A 19,999-nucleotide genomic window follows, 5' to 3' on the forward strand; every position below is an offset into this window, starting at 1 on the left:
TCACGTACCCGCCGAGAGTGCGCGGGCCAGCGCGGGCCCGATGATCGCCAGTGCCTGCGGTTCGATCATCTCGTTGTGCCCGCAGTCCACGGGTTGCTCGTCGATCCGGCCGGTCACGAGCGGGCGCCACTCGTTCGCCGACCGCGCCCGGGTCGCGCCGTCCCCGTCACGCGTGGCCGGGAAGACGAGCAGGTCCCCGTCGTACACCCCGGGGACGAAGTGGTGTGCGAGCCGCGTCGAGTTCTCGTATCCCGCGGCGATCCGCTCGAGGTCTCGCCCCCGCACTCCGGTCTCGGCCCCGAACGCCTCGTCGATCAGGTGCGCGGCCCGTTCGTAGGTCAGCTCGCCGCCGGTGTCGGTCTCGAGCCCCAGCCCGCGCAGGAGGTCCCGTACCTCCAGTCGGCGCGGCGGCGGGTCCTCGCCGTCGTCGGGGTAACTGTCCATCACGGCCAGGGTGGCGACTTCTTCGCCGGCGCTCTGCAGTTCGACGGCCATGGCGTGCGCGATGACCCCGCCGAGCGACCAGCCGAGCAGGTGGTACGGGCCGGTGGGCGCGATGCCCCGGATCTCCTCGACGTAGCGGCGGGCGAGTTGTTCGATCGACCGGTACTCACCGTCACCGCTGATCGTGGGCAACTGCAGGCCATACGCGGGCCGGTCCGGCGGCAGGTACCGCATCAGCCCGGCGTAACCCCAGGACAGCCCGATCCCCGGATGCACGCAGAACAACGGCGGCCCGCTCCCCTGCGTGCGCAGCGGAATCACCACGGCCAGGGCCGCTTCCGCCTCGACACTCCGCGCCGGGGTGTCGAGGCGTCGGGCCAGGCCTGCCGGGGTGGGGTCGAGGAACAGCCATTGCAGCGGGACCCGCCGGTCGGTCCGGGCCTGCAGCGCGCCGACGATCCTGGTGGCGACCAGGGAGGTCCCACCGAGGTCGAAGAAGCTGTCGGCGGTGCCCACCCGATCCAGCCCGAGCACGTCCGCGAAGACGTCGACGACGGTGCGCTCGGCCTCCGTGACCGGGGCCCGGAACTCGGCCGCCGTGGAACCGAACTCGGGCGCGGGCAACGCCTTCCGGTCGAGCTTGCCCACCGGGGTCATCGGAATCCGGTCGAGGACCGTCACCGCGGACGGCACCATGTGCGCGGGCAGTCGCTCCGCCGCGTAGGTGCGCAGTTCCGCGGGCTCCACCTCCCGCCCGCCGACGGTCCGCACGTACGAGGCGAGCACGGTGTGGCCGGACGGGCCGGTGTACCCCACGGTGGCGGCGAAGTCGACCGCCGGATGGCGGGTGAGCACCGCGTCGATCTCCCCGAGTTCGATGCGGAAGCCACGCACCTTCACCTGGAAGTCGCTGCGGCCGATGTACTCGAGCGTGTGGTTGGCATGCCACCGCACCACGTCACCCGTCCGGTACATCCGGCCGCCCGGCTCGCCGAAGGGGCAGGACACGAAGCGATCCGCGGTGAGCGCCGCCCGGTCGTGGTACCCGCGAGCCATGCCCGGCCCGGTGATGTACAACTCGCCGGGCACCCCCACCGGGACGGGCTGCAGTCGCTCGTCGAGGACCAGGAACCCGAATCCCAGTGCGGGCGAACCGATGTTCACGTCCTCGCCGGGACGCATGGGGGCGCTGACACTCGCCTGGACGGTGGTCTCCGTGGGCCCGTACCCGCTGTGCAGGCTCCGGCCGGGCGCCCACTGCGCGACCACCTCCGGCGGGGAGGCCTCACCCACCAGGTCGAGGACACGCAAGGCCTCGAGCCCGTCGTCACCCAACGCCGCCAGCGCGGTCGGCGTGATGGTCGTGTGGGTCACCTGTTCGCGACGAAGCAGATCCGCCAGCTCACTGCCGCCGTAGACCGTGGGCGGGACGATGACGACCCGGGCCGACGCGCTGAACGCCATCATCAGCTCGAACACCGACGCGTCGAAACTCGGGGAGGCCAGCTGCGACACCCGGGAGTCGTGGGCGACCTGGAAGCGTTCACGAGTTTCCGCGGTGAAGTTGGCCAGGCCCCGGTGCGTGACGGTCACCCCCTTCGGCCGTCCCGTCGAGCCGGATGTGTAGATGAGATACGCCGGGTGCGCGAGGTACAGCGGAGTCGTCCGGTCCTCGTCGGTGACCGGCGCCGACGGCATCGCCACCACCCGCTCGGCGAAGTCCTCGTCGTCGAGCACCAGCCACTCCACGGTGTCGGGCAGGTTGCTCCGGCTGCCACTCACGGTGAGCCCGAGTGCGGCCCGGCAGTCGGTGAGCATGTAGTCGATGCGATCACGGGGGTAGGCCGGATCGACGGGCACGAAGGCCGCCCCGGCCTTGGCCACCGCCCAGATCGCGGCCACGTCCTCGATCGACCGGGTCATTCCCAGCGCCACGAAGGTCTCCGGTCCCGCCCCGCGGTCGCGCAGGACCCGCGCCAGCCGGTTGGACCACTCGTCGAGCTCGCGGTAGCTGATCCGCCGGTCTTCGTAGGACAGGGCCACCGCATTCGGGTCCAGCGCGGCGGCCGCCGTCAGTAGGTCAGGCAAGCGCTGCGGGCACACCTCCGGCGCCCCGTGTGCCGGCACCATCTCGCGAAGCTCCATCTCGCCGAGGAGCGGGAGGTCCCCGACCGGCCGGTCAGGGTTCTCGGTCACCGCGTCGAGGATCCGCACGAACCGGTCGGCGAACCCTTCGACGGTGTCGGCGTCGAAGAGGTCGGTGGCGTAGTCGATGGCGCCGGTCATCCCGGCCGGCGCACCGCCGGCATCGAACTCCTCCGCCAGGATGAATTCGAGATCGACCTTGACCACGTCGAGTTCGGGGTCGACCGCGTGGACCTCGAGCCCCGGCAGGGCCAGGACCGGTCGCTCGTTGTTCTGAAATTCCAGTGACACCTGGACAATCGGCGAGTACGCCGTCGAACGAGCCGGCCCGATCGCCTCCACCACCCGTTCGAAGGGGACCTCTGCGTGCGCGAAGGCCCCGAGGTCGACCTCGCGGCAGTGCGCCGCCAGGGCGGTGAACGACCCGGCGGCGTCCACCTGCGTGCGCAGGGCGAGGGTGCCCACGAACATGCCGACCAGATCGTCGAGGACGGGCTCGCCCCGGCCGGCGATCGGGGTGCCGACGGCCACGTCCGGGGTGCCGCCGAGCCGACTGAGCAGCAGCGCCAGGGCGGCGTGCGCGGTCATGAACTCGGTGCAGCGAAGACTTCTCGACAGCTCCCTGACGCGTCGGTGCAGGTCCCGGTCGACCGTGAAGTGGATGCGCGCACCGCGGAAGGTCTGCTGGGCGGGACGGTCTCGGTCGGTGGGGAGTTCGAGGAGATCCGGCATCTCCGCCAGCGCGGTCGTCCAGTAGTCGAGTTGACCGGAGAGCAACGACTGGGGATCGTCGGCCGAGCCCAGCAGCTCCCGCTGCCACAGGGAGTAGTCGGCGTACTGCACCGGCAGCGGCGCCCACTCGGGCTCGCCGCCGCGGGCGCGGGCAGCGTAGGCCGTCATCACGTCACGCACCAGCGGCACCATCGAGAACCCGTCTGCCGAGATGTGATGAACCACGACGGCGAGTACGTGCTCGGCGGAGTCGAGCGAGAACAGTCCGGCCCGCAGCGGAATCCCCGCTGTGACATCGAAACCGGCCGAGACCAGCCGGGCCAGCCCCGACCGCAACCCGCGCTCCCCGGAGACGGGGACGGGGACCAGGGCGGGCGCGGCAGCCTCGGCCGGCAGTATCTGCTGGACCGGCCAGTCCCCGCGGACCGGGAACACCGTGCGCAACGACTCGTGCCGGGCGACGACATCGGCGAGCGCCGAGTTCAACGCTCGCACATCGAGCTCACCGCCGAGTCGCACCACGATCGGGATGTTGTATGCGGCCGAGGCGGTGTCGAACTGGTTGACGAACCACATCCGCTGCTGCGCGAACGACAGCGGAATGTCCTCGGGCCGGGTACGGGCCGCGAGCACCGGACGTTCGGACGTGCGCGCACCGCCGTGTCCGATCCGGGCGGCCAACGATGCGACCGTGGGCGCCTCGAAGAGGTCGCGCACCCCGCAGCCGGTGCCCAGCGACGCCCGCAGTCGCGCCATCACCCTGGTGGCGCTCAGGGAATTGCCGCCGAGGTCGAAGAACCCGGCGTCGACACCGACCCGAGCGAGGCCCAGCACCTCCGCGAAGACGTCTGCCACGGCCTCCTCGACCGGACCGCTCGGCGGACGGTACTGCCCTGTCCGGGAAAGGAGGTCGGGTTTCGGCAGTGCCGTGCGGTCCAGCTTGCCGACCGCCGTCAGGGGAATGTGGTCGAGCACCGTGATCGAGGCGGGCACCATGTGCGACGGCAACCGGTCCGCCAGTCGTCGGGCGAGCTCGGCGGTGTCGAGCGACCGGCCCGACGTCGGCACCACATAGGACGCCAGCAGGGTGTCGCCCGCCGCGCCGTGGTCCGCGAGTGTGGCAGCAAACCCGACGTTCGGCTCCGACATGAGCGTGGCGTCGATCTCGCCGAGTTCGACGCGGAACCCGCGCACCTTCACCTGGAAGTCGCTGCGGCCCACGTACTCGACGCTCCCGTCCGCCGTCCACCGCACGATGTCGCCGGTGCGGTACATCCTCGTCCCGGGGCTGGAGGGATCGGCCACGAACCGCTCGGCGGTCAGTGCCGGCCTGCGGTGGTAGCCGCGGGCCAGACCCACCCCGGCGAGGTACAACTCGCCCGGAACTCCCGCGGGGACCGGCTGAAGTCTGGTGTCGAGCACCAGTTCCCGCACACCGCGGATGGGCCCGCCGACCGTGATCGGCGCGCCCGCGACCATCGGTTCGCTGATGTTGGACATCACCGTCGTCTCGGTCGGCCCGTAGGCGTTGTACAACCGGCGCTCCCCTGCACCGGGCGCGGCCCAGCGGGCCACGAGGTCGGGTGGGCACGCCTCACCGCCGAACACCACCTCAGAGAGATGTTCGAGCCCAACAGGATCGACCGATGCCAGCGCCGCGGTGGTGATGAAGGCGTGGGTGACCTCCCGCTCGGCCAGCAGCCGCGCGAGGTCCTCGCCGCCGAACACGGTTGGCGGCGCGATCACCATCGTCGCGCCGGCGCCGAAGGCCTGCAGGTACTCGAACACCGACCCGTCGAAACTCGGCGTGGAGAAGTGCAGCGTGCGAGACCTCGGAGTTGCCCCGAAGCGTTCGAGTTGGTCCCGGGCAAAGTTGTCGAGTCCGCGGTGGGTCACCACCACACCCTTGGGCCGGCCCGTCGAACCCGAGGTGTAGACGACGTACGCGGCGGTGTCCAGCAGGACCGGACCGGTTCGATCGGCATCGGTCACCGGCCCGGCGGAATGCCGAGCGCATTCGCTCACGAAGTCGGGATCGTCGAGGACCAGCCAGCGTGCGGCATCCGGTAGCCGGTCCCGGTGTTCGGCCGTGGTCACGCCGATTCTCGCCCCGGAGTCGAGGAGCATGTGGACGACCCGCTCGTCGGGGTAGTTCGGGTCGATCGGGACGAAGGCCGCCCCCGTCTTGGCCACCGCCCACACCGCGTGCACCGAGTCGACGGACCGCGGTATCCCGATGGCGACGAAGGTCTCCGGGCCCACACCACGCGCGAGGAGTGCGCGGGCAAGACGATTCGACCGCTCGTCCAGGTCGCGGTAGCTCACGTCCTCGTCGAGGTAGGACAGCGCGGTCGCGTCCGGGTCGAGCGCCGCCGCCTCGACGAGTATCTGCGGCAGGGTGCGGGGCGACCCGCCGGGACCGCCGCGGACCGGAACGAGGTCGGCGCGTTCTCGGTCCGTCAGCAGCGACAGCGCGGCCAGCGGCCGGTCCGGGCGGGCACAGGCGTCGAGCACCCGCAGCACGCGCCCGGCGATGCCGTCGACGGTGTCGACGTCGAAGATGTCGGGCAGGTACTCGAATTTGAGGCGCAGCCGAGAGTCGACGGACGCCACCAGACTCAGCGGGTAGTGGGCGGCGTCGCGCGCCTGCACCCCGTCGACACGCATCCCGGCGATGTCGGTGTCGGTCGACAGCCCTTCGCGGTCAACGGGATACGACTCGAACACGGTCAACGTGTCGAATCCGACCTCCGGCCCCGCGGAGCTCGAGATCTCGGCCAGGCCGGTGTAGTGGTGATCCAACAACGCCGTCTGCTCGGCCTGCACGCGTTCGAGCAGGGCGCCCACCGTCTCGCCGGGGCGCAGCCTGATCCGGACGGGCAGGGTGTTGATGAACAGTCCGATCATCGTCTCGATGCCGGCCAGGTCGGGCGGACGTCCCGAGACGATGGCACCGAACACCACGTCGTCGCGACCGGTCAACGCGGCGAGCACGATCCCCCACGACACCTGCACGAGGGTGTTGACGGTCAGTCCGCGAGACCGTGCGAGCACGCGCAGGCGGGTGGTGCGCTCCTCGTCCAGGTCGAACACCCACTCCTGGGTGATCGTGGACAGCCGCCGGCCTCGGTCCGCCGGGGTGAGCAACGTCGGACCCTCCACCCCGGCGAGGGCCAGAGCCCACGCCTGCGCGGCGGCGCCGTCATCGCGGTTCCTCAGCCACGCCAGGTAGTCGCGGTACCCGCGCACCCTTGGCAGCGCAGACGGGTCGGCGTCGGTGGCGTAGAGCGTCAGCAATTCCTTGACCAGCAGTGGCATCGACCAGCCGTCGAGCACGATGTGATGGTTGGTCGACACCAGCCGGTACCGGTTCGGCGCGGTCGCGATCAGCATGAACCGGATCAGCGGGGCGCTCGCCATGTCGAACGGGCGGACCCGGTCCTGCGCCAGCAGTCGCTGAAACTCCGACTCCGCCGCACTGTCGTCGAGGGCAGTCAGGTCGACCTCGGTCCAGGGCGCCCGCACCCGTTGCCGGACAACTTGAACCGCGTTGCCCCCGGGGTCGCGTAGGAAGGCGACCCGCAGGTTCGCGTGCCGGTCCAGCAGGGCGTCGGTGGCGCGCCGCAGGCGAGGCGGGTCCACCACGCCGACGAGGTCGAGGCTGACCTGCACCAGGTAGGCGTCGACGGACTCGTCGGCCAACTCGGCGTGGAAGAGCATGCCGGCCTGCAGGGGCGAGAGCGGCCACACATCGGTCAGGTCGCGGCAGCGGCTCTCCAGCGCCTCGAGCGCATCCTGGCGAAGGTCGACGAGATCGAAGTCCGACGGCGTGAACCCGCCGCCGCCCGACTCGGCGTGGGCACCGAGCCCGGCGAGCGCCTGCATCCACAGCTGCGCGAGCTCCTCCACCTCCTCCCGTTGCAGGACACCCGGCGGGTACGTCCACGTGGCTTTCAGCCGGGGCCCGTCATCGGTGTCGACGGTCAGCGCGTTGACGTCGACGACGGCCGCGACGGGCATCGCGGCCTTCGAGGCCTTCGAGGCCCCGCGCAGTCCGGGTTCCTCGATCGGCGACCACCCCTCCGCGGACGCGGCGGTATTCCGGGCCAGCCTGCCGAGGTAGTTGAAGCTGACCTGGGGCAGCGGCCGCGGCGAAAGCGCCTGGGCACTCCCGCTGTTCAGGTACCGGAGCAGCCCGAAACCGATGCCGTGGTCGGGAACGGCGAGGAGCTGCTCCTTGACCGCCTTCATCGCGTCCCCCGCCGACGGTCCCCCGGCGAACGCGTCGTCGAGGTCCACACCGCTCAGCTCGAGTCGAACCGGGAAGATGGTGGTGAACCAACCGACGGTCCGGGCGAGATCCGCCCCCGGGGCCACCTGCTCTTCGCGGCCGTGCCCCTCGAGACTCACCAGCGCCTCGGCGAGGTCGACCCCGCGGCGCCGCCGCCACCGGATCAGGGCCATGGCCAGCGCCGTCAACAGCCCGTCCCCCACGCCCGCGTGGAATGCCCGCGGCACGGTCGTCAGAATCGTCTCGGTCAGCGCGGCGGGAACTCGCACCTCGACATCCGCCGCGGTGGCAGCGGTGTCCGACGCCGCCACCGGGCGCGACCCCAGTGCCGGATCCGGCGTGTCCAGCATCCGTTGCCACAGTTCGACTTCGGCGGATCGCTGGGGTTCGCGTGCGGCGTCGGTGAGGGCGTACGCCCACCGGCGCATCGAGGTCCCGGTCGGCTCCAGCGTCGGTGGCGTGCCGGCCCGCAGTTGTGCGTACGCCGTGGCGAGGTCCGGCATCAGGATCCGCCAGGACACACCGTCGATCGCCAGATGATGAACGGTGATCAGCAGCCGGCCCGGACCGTCGCCCGCGTCGAGCCACACCGCCTGCATCATCACGCCGGACTCCGGGTCGAGACGGTCGAGCGCGGCGTCGAGTTCGGCGCCGACATCGTCCGTCCGGGCGCGGCGGAGCACCGTGGCCGCCCGCACCGACCCTGCGGCTCGCGCCTCCATCGACCAGCCCCGCTCGGCACCGGCGGTGCGCCGCAGCCGCGCCCGGAGGAGGTCGTGCCGGTCCAGCACGGCCTGCACCGCCCGCGCCAGGGTGGCTTCCTCCAACGCCGCGGGAACGGCGAACAGTGCGGACTGCGCATAGCGACGGAAGTCCCCGCCGCGGCCGAGCATCCACGTCGCGATCGGTGTCAGCGGTATCTCCCCGACGCCGCCGCCGGGCAGTTCGTCGAGGACGACGCTCTCCTCACCCGACTCGGCCACCTGGGCCAGTCCCGCAACGGTCTTACGCTCGAACACGTCGCGGGGCGAGATCAGGATCCCGGCCGCCTTCGCACGGGTGACCAACTGGATGGACATGATCGAATCGCCGCCGATGGCGAAGAACGAGTCGTCGACGCCGACCGAGTCGAGGCCGAGGACCTCCGCGACCAGGTCGGCGAGGATACGTTCCCGCTCGCCGACCGGGCTGCGGCCGGCGGTCGCCCGCTGCCCGAAGTCCGGTTCGGGCAGCGCTTTCCGGTCGAGTTTGCCGTTCACCGTCAGCGGCATCGTGTCGAGAACCACCACCGCGGCCGGAACCATGTGCGGCGCCAGCCGCTGTGCGACCGCATCAATGAGCACGGTGGGGTCGGTCGCGAGGCCGGTCTGCGGCACCACGTACCCCACCAGTCGATCCCCCAGCACCGGATCCGCGCGCACCGTCACCGCCGCCTGCGCCACCCCCTCGCACGCGAGCAGGGCCGTCTCCACCTCCCCGACTTCGATTCGGTAGCCCTTCACCTGCACCTGGAGGTCGTTGCGGCCGAGGTACTCCAGCTGTCCGTTCCCGTTCCACCGGCCCAGGTCCCCGGACCGGTACATCCGCGAGCCTGGGGCGAAGGGGTCCGCGACGAATCGCGTGGACGTGAGGTCGGGCCGCCCGAGGTACCCGCGCGAGAGCTGCGCCCCGGAGACGTACATCTCCCCGACCACGCCGGGCGGCACCGGATGCAGTCGTCCGTCGAGCACGTGGACCCGCAGCCCGGGCAGCCCCCGGCCGATCACCGATGCGGACTCCGCGCTGTCACGGTCCGGGTCGATCGGCAGATGGCTGACATGCACCGTCGTCTCCGTGATGCCGTACATGTTGACCAGCGCCGGCGCCGAGTAGCCCCGGCGCGCGTGCCAGCGTGCCAGCTGCCCGAAGTCGAGGGCCTCCCCGCCGAGGATCACGTAGCGCAGGCACAGTCCGGGACCGTCGGCGAGACGATCCGCCTCCGCCAACTGGTAGAAGGCGGTGGGGGTCTGATTGACGACCGTGACGTGTTCGTCGTGCAGGAGCTCGAGGAACCTGTCGGGCGTGCGCGCGGTGAAGTAGTCCACCAGCACCAGCCGTCCGCCGTGTGCGAGCGCGCCCCACATCTCCCACACCGAGAAGTCGAAGGCGGCGGAATGGAACATCGTCCACACGTCGGCCGGCCCGAACCCGAACAGCGGCTGCGTGTTCGCCAGCAACGCGACCACGTTGCGATGCGTGACCGCCACGCCCTTCGGCCGCCCGGTCGAACCGGAGGTGTAGATCACGTACGCCACCGAGTCCGGCCGCAGCGGGCGCCTCCGGTCCGCGTCGGTCACGGGCAGAGGCGAGAAGCGCCGCAGCGCCGTCAAGGTCTCCGGATCGTCCACGACCACCACCGGGACCTCACCGATGCCGACCGCCTGAGTGTCCGCGGTCGTGGTGAGCACACACCGCGGCCGGGCATCGCCGAACAGGTAGGTCAGCCGCTCCGCCGGTGAGCCCACGTCCACCGGGAGGTAACCGGCACCCGACTTCACCACCGCCAGCAGCGCCACCACCAAGTCGATCGACCGCGTCATGCCCACGGCCACCAGCGTTTCCGGGCCCACCCCCTGTGCCACGAGCAGTCTCGCGAGCCGGTTCGCCCGCCGGTCGAGTTCCCGGTAGGTCTCTGATGCACCGTCGCAGCGCACCGCGACGGCGTCGCCGGCCGATGCCACCGACCGGTCGAACAGGTCCGCCAACGACACCGCGGCGAAGTGGGTTCCGGGTCGGTGGGCCGAGCGAAGCAGGAACTCGCGTTCGTCCGCACGCAGGACGTCGATGTCGCCCACGGGCACGGTCGGGTCCGCGGCCACGGCCTCGACCACCCGTCTGAAGCGCTCCGCGAAGGCCTCGACCGACCGCCGGTCGAACACATCTGTGGCGTAACGGAAGCCGGCACCGATCCCCGCCGGCGCCCCGTCCTCGTCGACCCGCTCCGCGAGGCTCAGCTGCAGGTCGAACTTCGCCACCGCCAGGTCGACGTCGAGCGACCGGGCGGTCAGCCCTGCCAGTTCGAGGCGCGTACGGGTGGCGTTCTGGAATTCGAGCATCACCTGGAACAGCGGGGTGTGCGCGGTGGACCGGTCAGGTGCGAGTTCGTCCACCAGCCGCTCGAAGGGCATTTGCGAGTGCTCGAACGCACCGAGGTCCGCCGACCGCACCTCGGCGAGCAGGCCGGCGAACGACGATCCCGCCGCCACCGGGGTGCGCAACACCAGCGTGTTGACGAACATCCCCACCATGTCGTCGAGTTCGGCGTGGCCGCGGCCCGCGATCGGCGTCCCCACCACCACGTCGTCCGATCCCGACAACCTGGCCAGCAGCACCGCAAACGCCGCGTGCACCACCATGAACACCGTCGAATGACTCTGGCGTGCAAGGTCGGTCAGTGCATGATGCACGGACGGCGAGATCTCGAACGCGACAACCTCGCCGTCGAAGGACCGCTGCACCGGCCGCGGCCGGTCCAACGGCAGCGCCAGCACCGCGGGGACGCCCGACAGCGTCCGGGTCCAGTAGTCCAGCTGACCGGAAATCACCGAATCGGGCTGCGCCCGTGTGTTCAGAAGCTCGGTGCCCAGTGCCTCCCGCTGCCAGAGGCTGTAGTCGGCGTACTGCACGGGGAGCGGCGCCCAGTCGGGCGCCCGCTGCTGGGTTCGCGCCGTGTAGGCCACCATCACGTCCCGTGCCAGCGGTGTCATCGAGAAGCCGTCGGCCGCAATGTGGTGCACGACGATGGCCAGGACGTGCCGATCATGGTCGAGCCTGAGCAACCTGACCCGGATCGGAAGCTCGTCGGTGACGTCGAATCCCGTTCCGAAGAAGTCGGTGAGCGTGTCTCGAAGTTCGTGTTGCGCAACGGGTACCGGGCGTAACTCGGGGCCGCCGACGGCCGGGTCGAGGATCACCTGCCGGGGTCCGGCGGCGGAGCCGGGAAACACGGTTCGCAGCGCCTCGTGCCGCTCCGCGACGTCACCGAGCGCCGCTTGCAACGCCTCGACGTCCACCGCCCCGTCCAACTGCAGGGCGACCGGGACGTTGTACGCCGGCGAGGAGGTGTCGAACTGGTTGACGAACCACATACGCTGCTGCGCGAGCGAGAGTGGAATCCAATCGGGCCGCGACCTTGAAATGAGGGACCTTGAAATGAGGGGCCCGGCGGCGAGCACCGGCGCGGTGGAACTCGTCGTCGTGGTCGACTCGATCGCGGCGGCCAGGTCGGACACCACCGGCGCGTCGAAGAACGCAGCCACACCCAGATTCGTGTCGAGTGCACTGTTGATGCGTGCCACCGCCCGGGCGGCGCTGAGCGAGTCGCCGCCCAGCTCGAAGAAGCTGTCGTCCGCACCGACGCGTTCGGCGCCGGTGACGTCGGCGAAGGCCCTGGCCACCGCCTGCTCTGTGGGCGTGGCCGGGGCGCGGTACGCGGTGGCAGTGAATTCCGTTTCAGGCAGGGCCTTGCGGTCGAGCTTCCCGTTCACCGTCACCGGCAACCCAGCAAGCACCGTGACCACCGCAGGCACCATGTACCCCGGCAACCGAGCCGCCACCGACCCGAGAACCGCCCGACCCTCCAACCGCACCCCCGCCGCCGGCACCACATACCCCGCGAGATGGTCACCGCGCAGCACCACCACCGCCTGCGCCACCCCCGGGTGACGCAACAACGCCGCCTCGATCTCCCCCAACTCGATCCGCTGCCCCCGCAACTTCACCTGAAAATCCGTACGCCCCAGATACTCCAGCTCCCCGGAACCGTTCCAGCACACCAGGTCACCCGTGCGATACAACCGCGTCCCGCCCCCGAACGGGTTCGCCACAAACCGATCCGCCGTCAGATCAGACCGACCGACATACCCCCGCGCCAACTGCACACCGCCCAGATACAACTCCCCCGCCACCCCCACCGGCACCGGACACAACCGCCCGTCCAACACGAACACCTGCGTGTTCCACACCGGCGCACCGATCGGCACACCCACCTCGTCCGCCGCGGTCACCTCGTGGAACGTCACGTCCACCGCCGCCTCCGTCGGCCCGTACAGGTTGTGCAACCGCACCGTCGGAAGGATCTCCCGCAACCGCACGGCGGTCTCCGCCGGCAACGCCTCACCCGACGCAAACACCCGCCGCAACGTCGCGCATTCCACCGCCGACGGCTCCGCCACGAACACCGCCAGCATCGACGGCACGAAGTGCACTGTCGTGACCGACTCCTCGGCAACCACCCGAGCCAGGTACCCCGGGTCCCGATGCCCACCCGGCACCGCAACCACCAGACGAGCACCAACCTGCAACGGCCAGAACAACTCCCACACCGACACGTCGAACGTCACCGGAGTCTTCTGCAACACCACATCGGTCGAGTCCAACGGATACCGATCCTGCATCCACAAAAGCCGATTCACGACCGCCGCATGCGTCACCGCGACACCCTTCGGCATCCCCGTCGACCCCGACGTGAAGATCACGTACGCCGTGTTCGACGGCACCAGCGGAGCACGCCGCTCGGCGTCCACGATCAGTCCGTCGCGCACGTCCGAGAGGTCCAGCTCGTCGACCAGCAGCACCGGCCGCGCTCCGCCGCCGCCGAACTCGTCCCGCGCGGTACTCAGCACGCACACCGGCGCGGCGGTCTCTAGCACGTGTCCGATCCGCTCCGCCGGCTCGTCCGGGTCCACCGGCACGTACGCGCCGCCGGCGGCCTGCACCGCGTAGATCCCGACCAGCAGGTCCGGCGACCGACGCATCGCCAGCGCCACCGTCGACTCCGGACCCACACCCATCGAGATCAGCTGCCGCGCCAGCCGGTTCACCCGAGAGGAGAACTCTCCGTAGGTCTGAGACTCACCCTCGAACGACACCGCCACCGCGTCCGGAGTCCGCGCCACCTGCACCTCGAACAACCCAGGCAGGGTCGCGGCCGGCACCGCACGCTCCGTCGCGTTCCACCGCTCGACCACCAACTCCCGCTCACCGGGCACGAAGCAGTCGACCGCACCGACCGGGGTGTCCGGATCCTCGACCACACCCCGCAGAACCCGGACAAAACGCTCCGCGAATCCTTCCGCCGTTGCCCGGTCGAATGCTCCTGGCTGGTAGCGCAGGCTCAGCCGCAGCGTCGGTTCCAGGATCGACAGCAGGGTGACGGGGTAGTGCGTGGCGTCGCGGGCCTCGAAGTCCGTCACCCGCATGCCCGCGATGTCGGTGTCTTCGCCGAGACCCGACGTGTCGACCGGATACGACTCGAACACCGACAGCGTGTCGAACAGGTTGCCCAGGCCCACCCGCGACTGGATGTCACCGAGCCCGAGGTGATGATGGTCGAGCAGGGACGCCTGCTCCGCCTGCACCCGGGTGAGCAACTCCGCGACACTCTCGTCCGGGTCCACCCGCACGCGCACCGGCACCGTGTTGATGAAAAGCCCCAACATGTTCTCCACACCGGACAGCTGTGGCGGACGGCCGGAGACGGTGGCACCGAAGACCACGTCGTCGCGGGAGAGCAACCGGGACAACAGCATCCCCCACGCCACCTGAACCACCGTGTTGACGGTGATCCCCCCGCGACGGACCACCGCGGCGAGCGCGCCGAGCACCTCGGCGGGCAGCTCGATGTCGATTTCCTCGGGCACGCCGTTGGACCCCGCGGGCGTCTGCGGCGCCAGCAGCGTCGGCTCCGCGAGGCCGTCGAGCGCACTGCCCCAGGCGCGGGCCGCCTCGTCGTGGTTCCGCGTCGCCAGCCAGCCCAGGTAGGTGCGGTACCCGGTCTCCGGCAGACCGACCGGGGTACCGCCGGCGACGTAGCGTTCCAGGAGTTCTCGGACCAGCACCGGCATCGACCAGCCGTCCAGGACGATGTGGTGATTGGTCAGCGCCAGTACCCATCGCCGCGGTGCGGTACGGAAGAGCGTCAGCCGCAGCAGCGGAGGTGCGGCGAGGTCGAACGGGGCGCCTCGGTCCTCGCCGAGTGCTTGTTCGAGGTCTGCCTCGGTGGCGGGTCCGCGGCCGGTGAGATCCACCTCCCGCCACGGCACCACCACCTCGTCGACGACCAGCTGAGCGGGCACCCCGTCGGCGTCGTAGACGAACGCGGTCCGCAGGTTCGGGTGACGGTCGAGCAGGCCGGCCGCGGCGGCCCGCAGGCGCCCGGCATCTACCGTCCCCTCGAGGCCGATGCGCAGTTGCGCCGTGTACACGTCCACCGAGCTGGCGACCAACGATGCATGGAACAGCAAACCCTCCTGCAGCGGGGACAGCGACCAGATGTCCCGCAGCGCCGGGAACTTCGTCTCCCACCGCTCGATCTGGCCCTGGCTCACCGACACCAGCGGCGCATCGGACGGTGTCAGCCCGCCCGCACCGGGCCGACGTGCGCAGGTGGCGAGTCCGCCCAGGGCCCGGCGCCACAGCTCGGCGAACGCCGCGACGTCGGCCTCGGGCAGCACCCCGCGCGGGAACGCGAACACCGCCGTCAGGCGGGGGCCCTCGGCGCTGTCGTCGACGAAGGCGTTGATGTCGACAACGGACGCGACCGGCAGGTCGGGATCCTGGGTGCCACGGAGCTGACCGGTGCCCGCAACGGGCCGCCAGTCTCCCGCGTCGCCGGTGGTGCTGACGCGCCCGAGATAGTTGAAACTGACTTGTGGAGAACGGAATCGTCCGAGGGACTCCGCCACCTCGCTGTCGAGGAAGCGGAGCATTCCGAAGCCGATCCCGTGGTCCGGGATCGCGAGCAGCTGTTCCTTGACGGCCTTGACCGCCCGGCCCGCCTCCGGGCCGCCGGCCATGGCGTCGTCGACGTCGATCCCGGTGAGGTCCAGACTCGCCGGATACACGGTGGTGAACCAGCCGACGGTGCGGGACAGGTCGGCACCGGCGACGACGTGTTCCTCGCGGCCGTGCCCCTCGAGGTTGATCAGGGCCTGAGGCAGGTCCACGCCGTGTTCCCGGCGCCAGGTGATCAGTGCCAGCGCCAGCGCGGCGAGCAGCCCGTCTCCCACACCGCCGTGAAAGGCGTGCGGCAGCGCGGTGAGCAGTGCGTCCGTCACGTTCGACGGCACGTCGACGGTGAGGGAGCTGACGGTCGCGTCGACGTCGCGCGCGGGATCGAGTGGGCGGGAACCGATCAGCGGATCCGGTCCCTCGAGGATCCGCTCCCACAGTTCGAGTTCGTGCGTCCGTTTGGCCGTGGCGTCGCGTAAACCGTGCGACCACCGCCGCATCGAGGTGCCGACCGCGGGCAGGGTGGGAGTCAGGCCGGCCTGGAGTTGGCTGCACGCCGACGCCAGATCCGCGACGAGGATGCGCCACGAGACAGCGTCCACCACGAGGTGATGCGCCACCACGAGCAGGCGCCCCGCCTGGTTCGGGACGTCGAACCAGACCACCCGCAGCACGGCCGCGGCGGCCGGGTCCAGGCGGTCGGCCGCGGCGTCGAGTTCCGCGGCCGCGAGGGCGGTGAAACCGTCGCCGTCCACCGTCTCGACCGGCACCCGACGGACCAGCTCTTCCGCCGCCGCCGCGCCTGCCGGCAGCACTTCCATGCCTTCGACAACCAGTCGTGCGCGGAGCATGTCGTGCCGGCCGAGGACCGCCGCGACGGCTCGAACGAGCACCTCCCGGGTGAGACGGGCGGGCGACGCCAGCAGCAGTGCCTGCGCGAACCTGTCGAGTCGCCCGCCGCTGCGCCCGAGCATCCACCGCGCGACCGGCGTCAGCGGCACGTCGCCGACCCCATCGCCCGGCAGCTCGTCGAGGACCACCGCGTCGAGGCCGTCGAACCGTGCGGACTCGGCGAGGCCGGCGACGGTCCTGCGTTCGAACACGTCTCGGGGAGAGAGGATCACACCGGCCGCCTTGGCGCGGGCCACCAACTGGATCGACATGATGCTGTCGCCGCCGAGGGCGAAGAACGAGTCGTCCACCCCCACCGAGTCCAGTCCGAGCACCTCCCGGAACAGTCCGGCGAGCAGCTCCTCCGTCTCGGATCTCGGCGGTCGACTCGCGGGCGCCGAGAAGTCGGGCGCCGGAAGCGCTGCGCGGTCCAGCTTTCCGTGAACGGTCAGGGGCAGTGATTCGAGTACCACCAGCGCCGCCGGCACCATGTACGACGCCAACCGGCCGCCGACGAAGTCGAGGACGGCCCTCGAATCGAGCGTCACGCCGGGTTCGGGCACCAGGTAGCCGATCAGTCGATCGCCGCCGCCATCGACGTTCCACACCACGGTGACGGCCTGGGCCACGTCGTGATGGGCGAGCAGAGCGGACTCGACCTCGCCGAGTTCGATCCGGAAGCCGCGGACCTTCACCTGGGAGTCGGTACGCCCGAGGTACTCCAACTGCCCGTCGGACGTCCAGCGCACCCGGTCGCCGGTGCGATACATCCGACTGCCCGGCGGGCCGAAGGGACCGGCGACGAATCGCCGCGCGGTCAGCGGGAACCGTCGGTGGTAGCCGCGCGCGAGGGCGGGGCCGGCGAGGTACAGCTCCCCCGTCACCCCGACGGGCACCGGCCGCAGTCGCGCGTCCAGCACGACGACCTCGAAACCGCGGATCGGCGTGCCGATCGTGACCGGCGCCGCCGGTACCAGTGCGGCACTGACACTCGCCACCACCGTCGCCTCGGTGGGCCCGTAGGCGTTGAACATTCTCCGGGCACCTTCTCGGGTACTCCACCGAGCTACCAGTTCAGGCGGGCACGCCTCCCCGCCCGTCACCACACAGTCCAGATCAGGGAGACCCGCCGGATCGACCGACCCCAGCGCCGCCGGAGTCACGAAGCAGTGGGTGATCCGCTCGGATTCCAGCAGTCGCGCCAACTCGTCACCGCCGTACACGGACTGCGGCACGATCACCAGGGTGGCCGCCGCGCCGATCGCCAGCAGCAGCTCGAGGACGGCGGCGTCGAAGCTCGGTGACGCAAGATGCAGCGTCCGGGACTGCGCAGTCGTCGCGAACGTCTCCCTCTCCTGCACAACGAAGTTCGACAGGCCGCGATGCGTGGTGACCACACCCTTGGGTCTGCCGGTCGAACCCGAGGTGTAGATCAGGTAGGCCGGGTTGTCGATCTGAAGTGACGCGGCCCGGTGGTCGTCGGTGATCGCCGCCGCCGGGTAGCTCGAGAGTCGGTCCTCGAAGTCAGGCTCGTCGAGCACCAGCCACTCCGCCGCATCGGGAAGTCCGGCACGCCGCGCGGAGGTCGTCACACCCCGCACCGCGCCGGAGTCGGTGAGCATGTACTCGATCCGCGCGGGCGGATGAGTCGGATCCACCGGCAGGAAGGCGGCCCCCGACTTGGCCACCGCCCACACGGCCACAACGGATTCGACCGACCGCGGCAGGCACAGCGCGACCACGGCTTCCGGTCCGGCACCGCACTCGATCAGCAGGCGGGCCAACTGGTTCGAGCGGCCGTCGAGGTCGCGGTAGCGCACCTCCCGCCCTTCGAAGACCAATGCCACGGCATCCGGATCGTGCGCGGCCGCGGTGGCCAACAGGTCCGGCAGGGTCCGTGCCGCCACCGGGGCGGGGCCCCCCACCGGTGTCAGTGCGGCGCGCTCCCCGGCATCGAGGATCTCGATGTCTCCCACCCGGCAGGCGGGGCGGGCGACGACCGTCTCGAGGATGCGCTGCAGCCGCGTCGCGAACCCGATCGCCGTGTCCTCGTCGAAGAGGTCGGTCGCATAGCCGAGTCCCGCGGTGATGCCGGCCGGGTTGCCGGCGGAGTCCACGTTCTCGGTCAGCGTCAGCTGCAGGTCGAAGTTGGTGGTGTCGATCTCGAAGTCGAGGCTCCGAACCCGCAGGTCCGGCAACTCCAGCGCGGGACGCTCGATGTCCTGGAACTCCAACATCACCTGGAAGAGCGGTGAGTACGCCGTAGACCGGGAGGGACTCAGGACCTCCACCACCCGCTCGAACGGGGCTTCCGCGTGGGTGAAGGCAGCCAGATCGGATTCCCGGACGCTGCCGAGGAATTCGGTGAAGGTGGCGCCGCCGTCGACGCGGGTGCGCAGGACGAGCGTGTTGACGAACATGCCCACCAGGTCGTCGAGTTCGCGCTCGCCACGGCCGGCGGTCGGCGTCCCGACGGCGATGTCCTCCGAACCGCTCAGTCGGGCCAGCATGATCGCCAGCACGGCATGCATGGTCATGAAGACGGTGGTGTTGTGTTCTCGCGACAGCGCCGCCACACCGGCATGGACGTCGGGGCCGATCACGAACTCGACGCGGCCGCCGCGAAGTGATCGAGCGGCGGGGCGGGGGCGGTCGGTGGGAAGCTCGAGCACTTCGGGCAGGTCCGACAGGGTGGCGCTCCAGTAGGCCAGCTGACTCGAAATACGCGACGCCTCATCGGACTCCGAGCCCAACCACTCCCGTTGCCACAACGTGTAGTCGCCGTACTGCACCTCGAGCGGGGCCCAGTCCGGCGGCGACCCGCTCACCCGCGCTTCGTACGCCGCCATGATGTCCCGGGCCAACGGGGCCATGGAGAGACCGTCGGCCGCGATGTGATGCACCACCACCGCGAGCGTGTGCACGTCCTCGTCGAGGCGCATCAGGCGTGCGCGCAACGGGACCTGCTCGGTCACGTCGAATCCTGTCGACAGCACTCGCAGTACCCGTTCGCGGAGTTCGGCCTCACCCGACACGGTGATCGGAGCGAGGTCCGGCACCGCGCTCGGCGCCGGCAGGACCACCTGACGCGGTCCGTCGTCGGTGAGCGGGAATACGGTGCGCACGGCCTCGTGTCGTTCGACGACGTCGGCGACCGCCGCCTGCAGGGCGTCCACGTCGAGTCGACCCTCGAGCCTCAACGCGAAGGCGACGTTGTAGGCCGATGACGAGGTGTCGAACTGATTGACGAACCACATGCGCTGCTGGGCGGGCGAAACCGGCACTTCCGCGCCGCCGTCCCTCGGCTTCAGCGGTGGACGGGCAGCGGGTCCGTCGCGCGACTGGGCCAGTACGGCCAGGTCGGCCACAGTGGGGGCGTCGAACACGTCGCGAACACCGATCCGGCCCAGGACTGCATCATTGCCCGAGGCTCCGCCCGAGGAGGCGTCATTGCCCGAGGTGGCCGCGTTGATCCGCGCCACCAGTCGCGTGGCGATCAGGGAGTTCCCGCCGAGCGTGAAGAAGTTGTCGTGCGCGCCCACCCTGGCGATTCCCAGCAGGTCGGCGTACACCGAGGCCACTATCTCTTCGATCGGGCTGCGGGGGGCCACGTAACCCGCGGCGGACGCACCGAAGTCTGGTTCGGGCAGGGCCTTTCGGTCGAGCTTCCCGTTCACCGTCACCGGCAACCCCGCCAGCACCGTGACCACCGCAGGCACCATGTAC

The 19,999-nt window shown here is 70.6% G+C and carries 1 protein-coding gene (running past one end of the window); it reads right to left on the reverse strand.

Annotated features, from left to right (window positions below; genetic code table 11):
* Positions 1–19,999 carry the 3' portion of a non-ribosomal peptide synthase/polyketide synthase gene (locus tag AC1DWC_RS14835; protein ID WP_477909161.1) on the reverse strand. It continues 6,722 nt past the right edge of the window, so 19,999 of the gene's 26,721 nt are visible here — the last part of the coding sequence; the start codon falls outside the window, past its right edge; its stop codon occupies positions 1–3.

The organism is Rhodococcus sp. P4_C10 (assembly GCF_056402135.1).